Origin of the sequence: Streptomyces sp. C (assembly GCF_000158895.1) — a bacterium.
Lineage (GTDB): Bacteria > Actinomycetota > Actinomycetes > Streptomycetales > Streptomycetaceae > Streptomyces > Streptomyces racemochromogenes.
The window spans coordinates 5,440,767-5,452,508 of sequence record NZ_GG657750.1 but is presented as its reverse complement, the minus strand read 5'-3'; the positions used below and the strand labels follow the sequence as shown (position 1 = coordinate 5,452,508).

The 11,742-nt window shown below is 73.5% G+C and carries 7 protein-coding genes; 4 read left to right on the top strand and 3 right to left on the bottom strand.

What is annotated here, in order from left to right:
- A partial coding sequence (locus SSNG_RS24800) for an MFS transporter (RefSeq protein ID WP_241695114.1) occupies nt 1-1,433 on the bottom strand: 1,433 nt, incomplete at its 3' end.
- A gap of 139 nt (nt 1,434-1,572) precedes the next feature.
- Between SSNG_RS24800 and SSNG_RS24795 the strand changes: the two genes are divergently transcribed.
- Nucleotides 1,573-2,574: an Lrp/AsnC family transcriptional regulator gene (locus SSNG_RS24795; RefSeq protein ID WP_042801813.1), complete on the top strand. Its 1,002-nt coding sequence runs from the start codon at nt 1,573-1,575 to the stop codon at nt 2,572-2,574.
- A 48-nt stretch (nt 2,575-2,622) separates the two neighbouring features.
- Here SSNG_RS24795 and glgP read toward each other — a convergent pair whose 3' ends face one another.
- Together glgP and SSNG_RS24785 are read right to left on the bottom strand one after the other, a co-directional pair.
- On the bottom strand, nt 2,623-5,259 hold the full coding sequence (gene glgP / locus SSNG_RS24790; RefSeq protein WP_007266655.1) for an alpha-glucan family phosphorylase: 2,637 nt from the start codon (nt 5,257-5,259) through the stop codon (nt 2,623-2,625).
- Between the two features lie 274 nt (nt 5,260-5,533).
- Nucleotides 5,534-6,133, bottom strand: coding sequence for a GNAT family N-acetyltransferase (locus SSNG_RS24785; RefSeq protein ID WP_007266654.1), 600 nt, complete (start codon nt 6,131-6,133; stop codon nt 5,534-5,536).
- A 341-nt stretch (nt 6,134-6,474) separates the two neighbouring features.
- Here SSNG_RS24785 and SSNG_RS24780 point away from each other — a divergent pair, with 341 nt between their 5' ends.
- The 3 genes from SSNG_RS24780 to SSNG_RS24770 all read left to right on the top strand — a co-directional run.
- Complete coding sequence (locus SSNG_RS24780; protein WP_007266653.1) at nt 6,475-8,469, top strand: alpha-1,4-glucan--maltose-1-phosphate maltosyltransferase; 1,995 nt, start codon at nt 6,475-6,477, stop codon at nt 8,467-8,469.
- Nucleotides 8,466-10,172 (top strand): maltose alpha-D-glucosyltransferase, encoded by a 1,707-nt coding sequence (treS, locus tag SSNG_RS24775; RefSeq protein ID WP_007266652.1) that lies wholly within the window; start codon nt 8,466-8,468, stop codon nt 10,170-10,172. Before SSNG_RS24780 ends, treS begins: the two co-directional genes overlap by 4 nt.
- Before the next feature lie 154 nt (nt 10,173-10,326).
- Nucleotides 10,327-11,742, top strand: a 1,416-nt coding sequence (locus SSNG_RS24770; protein WP_128637135.1) for a phosphotransferase, incomplete at its 3' end; no start/stop codon positions are given.

The window sequence follows — 11,742 nt, the reverse complement described above, 5'->3', positions numbered from 1 at the left end:
CGCCAGCGCGCCCGCCAGACCCATCGCCCCGAGACCAGGGAAGGTGTCCCGCAGCCCGCTCGCGAAAGGCCGCGTCGACCCACTCCCGCGCCCCCGGCGCCGCCAGCAGCCGCCCCCGCCCCACCCGAGGCCAGGGCGTCGGCGAGCTCCCGGGGCCGCCCGCCGAGCCCGTCCGCCAGCCCGGCGTGGAACACCGCGCCCAGCACCGCGATCCCCAGCGCGGTGCCCAGCTGCCGCGCGGTGTTCAGCGCCCCGCCGGCCATGCCCGCCCGGGCCGGGGCCACCGCCCCCATCGCGGTGGCCGCCAGTGCAGGCGTCGCCATGCCCACGCCGACGCCGGTCACCAGCAGTCCGGGCACCAGCGCCGTCCAGCCGTCACCCGCGTCCAGCATCCAGGCCTGGAGCAGCGCACCCGCCCCGATCAGCAGCAGCCCGCCGCCGATGGTCAGCCGGGGCGACGCCCCGTGCAGCAGCCGCCCGGCCGCCGCCGCGACGACGAAGCCGGCGAGGCTCATCGGGAGCAGCACCAGGCCGCCTCCCACCGGGCTCATCCCCTCGGCGGACTGGAGCCAGAGGGAGACGTACATCAGGTACGAGAACGCCGCGCCGGACAGCAGCAGCCCGGCGGCCATCACCGCCACGAAGACCGGGCTGCGGAAGAGCGACAGGTCCAGCATCGGGCGGGAGCCGCGCAGTTCGACGAGGACGAAGGCGGCGAAGGCGGCCGCCGCCAGGCCGAACAGCCCGAGGGTGGCGGCCGAGGTCCAGCCGTTCTCCCCGACCCGGATCAGGGCGTACGTCAGGGCTGCGGCCCCGACGGTGAAGGCGGCCATGCCGGGCAGGTCGAGCCCGCGGGCCCGCGGGTCGCGGGACTCGGCCACCGCCTTCAGCGTCACCCAGACGGCCAGGGCGCAGACGGGCAGGTTGATGAAGAAGATCCAGCGCCAGCCGAAGTGCTCGGTCAGCAGCCCGCCGATGATCGGGCCGGCCGCGGCGGCGGCGCCGTTGACCGCGCCCCACACGCCGAAGGCGACGCCCCGGTCGCGGCCCTGGTAGGCCGCGCTGAGCAGGGCCATGGTGGTGGCGAACATGGCCGCGCCGCCGATCCCCTGCACGGCACGGAAGGCGATCAGCGCGGCCGGGCCGTCCGCGACCCCGCAGGCGAGGGAGGAGGCGGCGAAGAGCAGCAGCCCGCCGAGGTAGACGCGGCGGCGGCCGATCCGGTCGGCGAGCGAGCCCGCGCCGAGCAGCAGGGCGGCCAGGGCGAGGGCGTAGACGTCCATCACCCACTGGAGGCCGGCGAAGTCGCCCGTCGACGTGCCGGACGCCATGTCTTCGGCCATGTCGGGGAGGGCGACGGTCACGATGGTGACGTCGACCAGGAGCATGAACGCCCCGAGGGACACCGCCGTCAGCGGCAGCCACTTACGCATGGGGGTCTCCTCGTATCGGGGATGTGGGGCGGGGAGCGCCCCCGCGTGCCCCACGCTCGCAGCGACCGCCCCGGAACCCCACCCACAGCCCTCTTCCTGGCGGATTTCCCTCACCGGCAGTGCCGTCATGATGGGAACCATGAATGACGAGGAGCTGGACGGTCTCGACCGTTCCCTGATCCAGGCCCTGGTGATCGACGGCCGGGCACCCTTCAGCCGGATCGCCGAGGTACTGGACGTCTCCGACCAGACCGTCGTGCGCCGCTACCGGCGGCTGCGGAGCGCCGGGCTGGTCCGGGTCGTCGGGCTGCCGGTGGGCAGCCGCGTCGGGCTGTTCGAGTCCTGGCTGCGGATCCAGTGCGCCCCGGACGCGGCACTGCCGGTCGCCGAGGCGCTCGCCCGCCGGCCCGACATCGCCTGGGTGACGCTGAACTCCGGCGGGACGGAGATCCACTGCATGACCCGGTCCCGCACCCGCAGGGACCGCGACGCCCTGCTGCTGGACAAGCTGCCGCGCACCCGCCGGGTCACCGGCATCAGCGCCCACACCATCCTGCGCAAGTTCTTCGGCGGGCCCGACGCCTGGGCGGGCGTCGACGAGCTGCGCCCCGACCAGATCGCGGCCCTGCAGCGCCCTCCGGCCGAGCCGGGGCCGCAGCGGTACCTCCTCGACGCGGCGGAGTCGGCACTGCTGGCGGTGCTGGGCCGGGACGGCCGCGCGGGGTATCCGGAGCTGGCGCGCGCCACCGGACTGTCGGAGTCCACCGCCCGGCGCCGGCTGGAGCGGCTGCGGGACCTCGGGGCGCTCTTCTTCGACGTGGAGTTCGTGCCCGAGCTGTTCGGCTACGAGGCGGAGGCGACGCTGGTGCTGACCGTCCCGCCGGCCCGGCTGGCGGAGGTGGGGAACGCCCTCGCCGGCCACCGCGAGGTGCCCTTCGCGGCGGCCGTGACCGGGGCGGCCTCCCTGATGGCGGTGGTGGTGTGCCGGGACACCGACGCCCTCTACACCTACCTGACCGAGAAGATCGGCGCGGTGGACGGGGTGGGCCGGGTGGAGGTGATCCCGGCCCTGCGCAGCGTGAAGCGGGCCGGGATGCTGGTCGAGGGCGGGCGGCTGGTCGATCCGCCGCCCGCCCCCTGAGCCCGCGCCCGCCCCCTGAGCCCGCCCGCCCCTGGCCGCCGCCGCCGGTCAGCGCAGCAGGACGCCGCCCAGCGCGTCGGTGTCCACCGGGGCCGCGACCAGCCCGAGTTCGGCCGGGGTCGCCAGCAGCGGGTGCGTCGGCAGGATCCGTACGGTGTAGCCGAAGGGCCCGGTCCGGTCGAGCGCGAGCGGGCCCTCGTACACCCAGCGGCCGTCCATGTCGGGCCCGGCGGCGGGCTTGAGCGGGCAGGCCCGCCCGTCCCGGATCACGTCCTGGGCGTCGACCCGCCCGGCGACGGCCTGCACCTCCACGTCCTCCGGCGCGAGCGCGTCCAGCGCGACCCGCACCCGCAGCGTGAGGGTGGCGCCCAGTTCGGCGGTCCCTCCGACGGGCGCGGACGCGACGGCCTCCACGTGCTCGACGGCGACCCGCGGCCAGGAGGCCCGGATCCTCCCCTTCCACCAGGCCAGTTCCTGCGCGGCACCGGCGGTCAGGGCCCGGTGGGAGAGCGCCGCCGGGGCGTAGAGGCGTTCCACGTACTCCCGCACCATCCGCCCCGCGAGCACCTTCGGGCCCAGGGACACCAGGGTGCGCCGGACCATCTCGATCCACCGCACGGGCAGCCCGGCCCGCCCGTCCCGGTCGTAGAAGCGGGGTGCGACCCGCTCCTCGATCAGCTCGTAGAGGGCTCCGGCCTCCAGGTCGTCGCGGCGGTCCTCGTCCGTGCCGAGCCCGTCGGCGGTGGGGATGGCCCAGCCGAAGTCGGGCTCGAACCACTCGTCCCACCAGCCGTCCAGCACCGACAGGTTGAGGCAGCCGTTGAGGGCGGCCTTCATCCCGCTGGTGCCGCAGGCCTCCAGCGGGCGCAGCGGGTTGTTCAGCCAGACGTCGCAGCCCGGGTAGAGCTTCTGCGCCATGGCCATGCCGTAGTCGGGCAGGAAGACGATGCGGTGGCGCACGCGCGGGTCGTCGGAGAAGCGGACCAGCTCCTGCACGAGCCGCTTGCCGCCGTCGTCGGCCGGGTGCGCCTTGCCGGCGACGACGATCTGCACCGGGCGGTCCGGGTCCAGCAGCAGCCGGCGCAGCCGCTCCGGGTCGCGCAGCATCAGCGTGAGCCGCTTGTACGAGGGCACGCGGCGGGCGAAGCCGATGGTCAGCACGTCCGGGTCGAGGACGCCGTCGACCCAGCCGAGTTCGGCGTCGGCGGCCCCGCGCTGCTTCCAGGAGGCGCGGAGCCGGTCGCGCACCTCCTGGACGAGCTGCTCGCGCAGGGTCCGGCGTACGTCCCACACGTCCTGGTCGGCGATCTGCGCGACGGCGTCCCAGCGGGCGGAGGCGCCCACGGCGAGGGCGTCCTCGGTACGCCCGGCCCCGATCTGGCGGGCGCCGAGCCGCATGACCTCGGGGGCGACCCAGGTCGGGGCGTGGACGCCGTTGGTCACGGAGGTGATGGGCACGTCGGCGGCGTCGAAGCCCGGCCAGAGCCCGGCGAACATGCCCCGGCTGACCGCGCCGTGGAGGGTGGAGACCCCGTTGGCGCGCTGGGCGAGGCGCAGGCCCATCACGGCCATGTTGAACACCCCGGGGTCGCCGCCCGGGTAGGACTCGGCGCCCAGTTCCAGGATCCGCTCGACGGGTACGCCGGGCAGTTCGCCGTCGTCGCCGAAGTGCCGGGCGACGAGCGAGCGCTCGAAGCGGTCGATGCCGGCGGGCACGGGGGTGTGGGTGGTGAACACGGTGCCGGCGCGGACGGCTTCGAGGGCGGCGTCGAAGCCGAGGCCCTGCTCGACGTCGAGTTCCCTCATGCGTTCCAGTCCGAGGAAGCCGGCGTGTCCCTCGTTGGTGTGAAACACCTCGGGGCCGGCGTGGCCGGTGATCCGGCAGTACGTCCGTACGGCGCGGACGCCGCCGATGCCGAGCAGCATCTCCTGGAGGAGGCGGTGGTCGCTGCCGCCGCCGTAGAGCCGGTCGGTCACCTCGCGGGCGCCGGCGTCGTTGTCCTCGACGTCGGAGTCGAGCAGGAGCAGCGGCACCCGGCCGACGCGGGCCTGCCAGATGTGCGCGTGCAACGACCGCCCGCCGGGCAGGGTGAGCGTGACCCGGGCGGGGACGCCGTCCTCGTGCCGCAGCAGGGACAGGGGCAGCTCGTGGGGGTCGAGCACCGGGTAGTGCTCCTGCTGCCAGCCGTCGCGGGAGAGGGACTGGCGGAAGTAGCCGTGCCGGTAGAGCAGACCGACGCCGATGACGGGGACGCCGAGGTCGCTGGCGGCCTTGAGGTGGTCCCCGGCGAGGATCCCGAGGCCGCCGGAGTACTGGGGCAGGGCTGCGGTGATGCCGAACTCGGGGGAGAAGTAGGCGATGGCGGCGGGGAGCTCCGCGGCGTTCTCGCCGGTCTGGTACCACCTGCCGCCATGGAGGTAGTCGTCGAGGTCGGCGGCGGCCACGGCGAGCCGGCGCAGGAACCGCCGGTCGGCGGCGAGTTCCTCCAGCCGGGAGGCGGGCACGGCGCCGAGCAGCCGGACGGGGTCGCCGCCGGCGGCCTGCCAGCCCTCGGGGTCGACGGATTGGAAGAGTTCGCGGGTTTCCGTATGCCACGACCAGCGCAGGTTGCGCGCGAGGTCGGCGAGCGGCATGAGGGGTTCGGGGAGGACGGGGCGCACGGTGAATCGACGGATAGCCTTCACACGTTCCACCTTCGCAGGGGATGACGGATCGGAGCGGCCGCACCACGCTGTGCACCCGCGCGTCGCCCCCGGAAGGCTAGTCGCGCAACCGCGCCGCGGCCATGGCGCCTCCCCCGCGGCACCGCACGGTCCCGTCCCGCACGGCCCGGCCCGGCGAGCTGCCCCGCACCCCCGGTACGGCCCGGTCCCGCACCGCCCGGTCCCGCACCGCCCGGTCCCGCACCGCCCGGTCCCGCACCCCCGGCACCGCCCGGTCCCGCCCCGGCCCCGTCCGTCAGGCATCCGTCGCGAGGCGGGCGTGCAGGTGCTCGTCGTGCCAGCCGTCCGCGTGCCGCAGGGCGCCGCGCATGGTGCCCTCCAGCGGGAAGCCGGCCTTGAGGGCGACGGCGCAGGAGGCCGGGTTGGCCACCGAGTGGCAGATCCGCTGCCGGTGCAGCCCCGCCTCGCGGAAGCCCCAGCCGGCCACCGCGGCCACCCCCTGCGGCATCACGCCGCGTCCGCGCCCGGCCGGCAGCAGCCAGTACAGGAACTCCGCGCCGGCGCCCTCCGGGTCGAAGTCGGCGAGCCCGATCAGGCCGACGGCCGGGGCGGCCGGCTCCGCCGACACGGCCCAGACCGCCGCCGCCCGCTCTTCCCACCGCCGGTTCCAGCGGGCTATGCGGGCCGCCGCCGACTCCCGGGTCTCGGGCTCGGGCCGGTTCCAGTGCCGGATGTCGGGGTCCTCGTACGCGGCGACGAGCACGGGGGCGTCGGCCTCGCGCCAGGGCCGCAGCACCATCCCGCAGGGGAGGTCGAGCACCGGCTGAACGGTCCCGCCCCATGGGGCGTGAGGGGCCGTGGGGGCCTGTGTGACGAGGGTGTTTTCGCTGTCCATCGGCCCATCCTCACCGACTTGACGGAGCCTCGGCGGATGCGGGGCCGGGCCGAGCCGTTCCCCCGCCGTCCGCGTCCCACTACGTACGAGTAGTTAACCGACGGTGCGGATTGGGCGGGGTGAGAGTGGGAAGGGCTGTGCGGGTACACGCGGTACACGCACGGCGCACCCGCCCACAACCTTTCCCCGCCACCCGAGTGAACGCGGACAGGAGCGGCCATGCCCGCAGCCCAGCCGTCTTCCGAGCGGCTAGAAACAGAGCGAACAGAGCGTGCACTACCAGCCGCGATCCCGGCTGGCCCGTCACCGAGCCCTGCGAACTGCCTCCAGGTGATCCCATCATGATCGGTCGCATTCCCGTGCTGGACGTCCGCCCCGCCGTCGACTGCGGCGCCAGACCCGCCAAGGCGGTCGTGGACGAGGTCTTCGAGATCTCCGCCACCGTTTTCCGAGAGGGCCATGACGCCGTCGCCGCCCATGTCGTACTCCGCGACCCGAGCGGGCGGCTGCGCCCGCCGGTGCCGTTGCGGGAACTCGCCCCCGGCACCGACCGGTGGGGGGCCCGGGTCTCCGCCGAGGTCGAGGGGAGGTGGACGTACACCGTCGAGGCGTGGAGCGACCCGGTCGCGACCTGGCGGGCCCACGCCGCCATCAAGATCCCGGCCGGCATCGACACCGGGCTGATGCTCCTCGAAGGGGCGGAGCTCTACGAGCGGGCCGCCGCGAAGGTCCCCAAGCGGGACGGCCGCGAGGCCGTACTGGCAGCGGCCGACGCGATGCGCGACGAGGACCGGCCGGCCGCGCAGCGGTACGCGGCCGCGCTCGCTCCCGCGGTCGACGCGGCGCTGGCCCGCCGCCCGTACCGGGAGCTGGTCACGGCCGCCAAGCCGCTGCCGCTGATCGTCGAACGCAAGCGGGCCCTCTTCGGTTCCTGGTACGAGATGTTCCCCCGCTCGGAGGGAGCGGTGGTGGAGCCGGGCAAGGCCCCGGTCAGCGGCACCTTCCGCACCGCCGCCGAACGGCTGCCGGCCATCGCCGCGATGGGCTTCGACGTCGTCTACCTGCCGCCGATCCACCCCATCGGCTCCACCTACCGCAAGGGCCCCAACAACACCTTGTCAGCGGGCAGTTGGGACCCCGGCGTACCGTGGGCCATCGGTTCTCCGGAGGGCGGGCACGACGCGGTCCACCCCGAGCTCGGCACCCTGGAGGACTTCGACGCCTTCGTGGCGCGCGCCCGCGACCTCCGGATGGAGATCGCCCTCGACTTCGCCCTCCAGTGCTCCCCCGACCACCCGTGGGTGGAGAAGCACCCGGAGTGGTTCCGCCACCGCGCCGACGGGACGATCGCGTACGCCGAGAACCCGCCGAAGAAGTACCAGGACATCTACCCGGTCCACTTCGACTCGGACATGGCCGGCATCGTCGAGGAGACGGTCCGGATCCTGCGGCACTGGATGGAGCACGGGGTCCGGATCTTCCGGGTCGACAACCCGCACACCAAGCCGGTCGTGTTCTGGCAGAAGGTGATCGCGGAGATCAACAAGTCCGACCCCGACGTGATCTTCCTGGCGGAAGCCTTCACCCGCCCCGCGATGATGCGCGCGCTCGCCTCCGTCGGCTTCCAGCAGTCGTACACGTACTTCACCTGGCGCAACACCAAGGCCGAGCTGACCGAGTACCTGACCGAGCTGTCGGGCGACCGCTCGGCGTCCGTGATGCGGCCGAACTTCTTCGTGAACACGCCCGACATCCTCCACGAGTACCTCCAGAACGGCGGCCGGCCCGCCTTCGAGGTCCGGGCGGTCCTCGCCGCCACCCTCTCCCCCACCTGGGGCGTCTACGCGGGCTACGAGCTCTGCGAGAACACCCCGGTCCGGGAGGGCAGCGAGGAGTACCTGAACTCCGAGAAGTACGAGCTGCGTCCGCGCGACTGGGCCGCCGCCGACCGCGAGGGCCGCACGATCGCCCCGCTGATCACCGCCCTGAACCGGCTGCGCCGGCGCAACCCCGCCCTCCAGCAGCTGCGCGACATCCACTTCCACCCGACCGACAACGAACAGGTGATCGCCTATTCGAAGCACTCCGGTGGCAATTCCGTACTGGTGGTCGTCAACCTCGATCCGCACCACACCCAGGAGGCGACGGTCTCGTTGGACATGCCGGTACTCGGCCTCGACTGGCACGGGTCCCTCGCGGTGCGCGACGAGCTCACCGGCGAGACCTACCACTGGGGCAGGGCGAACTACGTGCGCCTGGAACCGGGCCGTACTCCCGCGCACGTCCTGGCCGCCCTGCGACCGTCCCCGCCCACCGGAGGGTCACCCACCACATGATGATCAACGATCCCGTCCACGACACCTTCGAGGACACCCCCGCCAAGGACCGCGATCCCGACTGGTTCAAGCGGGCGGTCTTCTACGAGGTCCTGGTCCGCTCCTTCCACGACAGCAACGGCGACGGCGTCGGTGACCTCAAGGGGCTCACCGCCAAGCTGGACTACCTCCAGTGGCTCGGCGTCGACTGCCTGTGGCTGCCGCCGTTCTTCGCCTCGCCGCTGCGCGACGGCGGCTACGACGTCTCCGACTACACCTCCGTGCTCCCCGAGTTCGGCGACCTCGCCGACTTCGTGGAGTTCGTGGACGCCGCGCACAGCCGCGGCATGCGGGTGATCATCGACTTCGTGATGAACCACACCAGCGACCAGCACGAGTGGTTCCAGCAGTCGCGCAAGGACCCCGACGGGCCCTACGGGGACTACTACATGTGGGCCGACAACGACAAGCAGTACCAGGACGCCCGCATCATCTTCATCGACACCGAGACCTCCAACTGGACGTACGACCCCGTACGCAAGCAGTACTACTGGCACCGCTTCTTCTCGCACCAGCCGGACCTCAACTTCGAGAACCCGGCCGTACAGGAGGAGATCATCTCGGCGCTGCGGTTCTGGCTCGACCTCGGCATCGACGGGTTCCGTCTCGACGCCGTGCCCTACCTCTACGCCGAGGAGGGCACCAACTGCGAGAACCTGCCCCGCACCCACGCGCTCCTCAAGCGGGTCCGCGCCGAGATCGACGCGCACTACCCGGACACCGTGCTGCTCGCCGAGGCCAACCAGTGGCCCGAGGACGTCGTCGACTACTTCGGCGACTTCGCCAAGGGCGGCGACGAGTGCCACATGGCGTTCCACTTCCCCGTCATGCCGCGCATCTTCATGGCCGTGCGAAGAGAGTCGCGCTACCCCGTCTCCGAAATCCTGGCCAAGACCCCGGCGATCCCGGACGGCTGCCAGTGGGGCATCTTCCTGCGCAACCACGACGAGCTCACCCTCGAAATGGTCACGGACGAAGAACGCGACTACATGTACGCCGAGTACGCCAAGGACCCGCGGATGCGGGCCAACATCGGCATCCGGCGCCGGCTCGCCCCGCTCCTGGACAACGACCGCAACCAGATGGAGCTGTTCACCGCCCTGCTCCTGTCGCTGCCCGGCTCGCCGGTGCTCTACTACGGCGACGAGATCGGCATGGGCGACAACATCTGGCTCGGCGACCGCGACGGCGTACGGACCCCCATGCAGTGGACCCCGGACCGCAACGCCGGTTTCTCCTCCTGCGATCCGGGCAGGCTGAACCTGCCGGTCATCATGGACCCGGTCCACGGGTACCAGGTCACCAATGTCGAGGCGGCCATGGCGTCGCCCTCGTCACTGCTGCACTGGACCCGCAGGCTGATCGAGATCCGCAAGGCCAACCCGGCCTTCGGCCTCGGCTCGTACACCGAACTGCCCTCGTCCAACCCGGCGGTGCTCGCGTTCCTGCGCGAGTTCGGGGACGACCTGGTGCTGTGCGTGCACAACTTCTCCCGCTTCGCGCAGCCCACCGAACTGGACCTGAGGTCGTTCAACGGGCGGGTCCCGCTGGAGCTCACGGGAGACGTGCGCTTCCCGCCGATCGGCGAGTGGCCGTACCTGCTGACCCTGGCGGGCCACGGCTTCTACTGGTTCCGGCTCCGCAGCGACCAGCGCGCCGACTGACGGACCCGCTACGGGGCGGGCACTCCTTTGGGTCAACGGCCCGCCCCTGTACGGATCATCCTGACCCGACACACGCACATACCGGAGAAGCAACTGCCGCACATCCGGGACACTCTGCGCATTCTGTGACGGCCCGGGGAAAGGACGCGACGCCATGTCGGAGGCTGCATCCGCCCGGAGCCGGCTAACGCCCGCCCGGGCCGGCGGGACCGCCGCGCTGGAGGCGATGCTGACGGACTGGCTGCCCGCACAGCGCTGGTTCGCCGGCAAGGGGCGCCGGATCGGCCGCATCGAGGCCGTCTCGGCGGCCGAACTCCTGCCGCCGGGCTCCGCCCCCGGCCTGCTGCACCTGCTGCTCGACGTGGACGGGGACTGCTACCAGCTCCTGCTGGGCATCCGCCCGTCCCCGCTCCCGCCCGCCCTCGCGCCCGCCCTGATCGGGCACGCCGAGAGCGGCCCCTACGCGGGCCGGGCCGTGTACGAGGCGCTGGGCGACCCCCGGCTCGCCTCGCTGCTGCTGGAGCGGCTGCGCTCCCCCGGCACCCTGGGCCCGCTCCGCTTCGACCGGGACCCGGACACCCCGGTCCAGGCCGGGCTGCTGCCCCGGCCGCTGTCCGGGGAGCAGACCAACTCCTCCCTGATCTACGGGGATTCGTACATCCTCAAGGTGTTCCGCCGGGTCGGCCCCGGGGTCAACCCGGACCTGGAGCTGCCCCGCGCCCTGGCCGCCGCCGGCTGCGCCCGCGTGCCCGCTCCGGTCGCCTGGTACGAGGCCGAGCTGCCCGGTGGAGAACCGTTGACCCTGGGCGTGCTCCAGCCCTACCTGCGCGGCTCCGACGACGGCTGGCAGCTGGCCCTGAGCAGACTCGGGGCCGGGGCCGACTTCACCGCCGAGGCGTACGCGCTGGGCCGGGCCACCGCCGAGGTGCACAGCGCCCTCGCGACCGCCCTGCCCACCCTGGCCCTGGGCCCCGAGCAGACCGCCCGGCTCGCCGCCGGGATGACCGCCCGGCTCGCCGCCACCTGCCGCGAGGTGCCCGCGCTCCAGCCGTACGAGGCCGGGCTGCGCGGCGCCTTCGACGCGCTGGCCGCCTCCCGGGGCGCCGGGGTCCCCGCCCAGCGCATCCACGGGGACCTCCACCTGGGCCAGACCCTGCGCACCGCCGACGGCAGCTGGGCGCTGATCGACTTCGAGGGGGAGCCGGCCCGGCCGCTCGCCGACCGCCGCCGCCCCGAGCCGGCGGTCCGGGACATCGCCGGGATACTGCGCTCCTTCGACTACGCCGCCCGCTCGCACCGGCCCTTCGCCCCCGCCTGGGCCGACGCCTGCCGGGCCGCGTTCTGCGAGGGCTACGCCCGCACCACCGGCCGCGACCCGCGCGAGGACCCGGTACTGCTGCGCGCGTACGAGACCGACAAGGCGGTGTACGAGGCCCGGTACGAGTCCCGGCACCGCCCCGACTGGCTGCACGTCCCCATGGCCGCGATCCGCCGGCTGTCGGAACCCCAGCGGCCCGCACACCGCATGCCCCCGCCGGCACCCGGCACCACCCCCACCCCCCACCCGAAG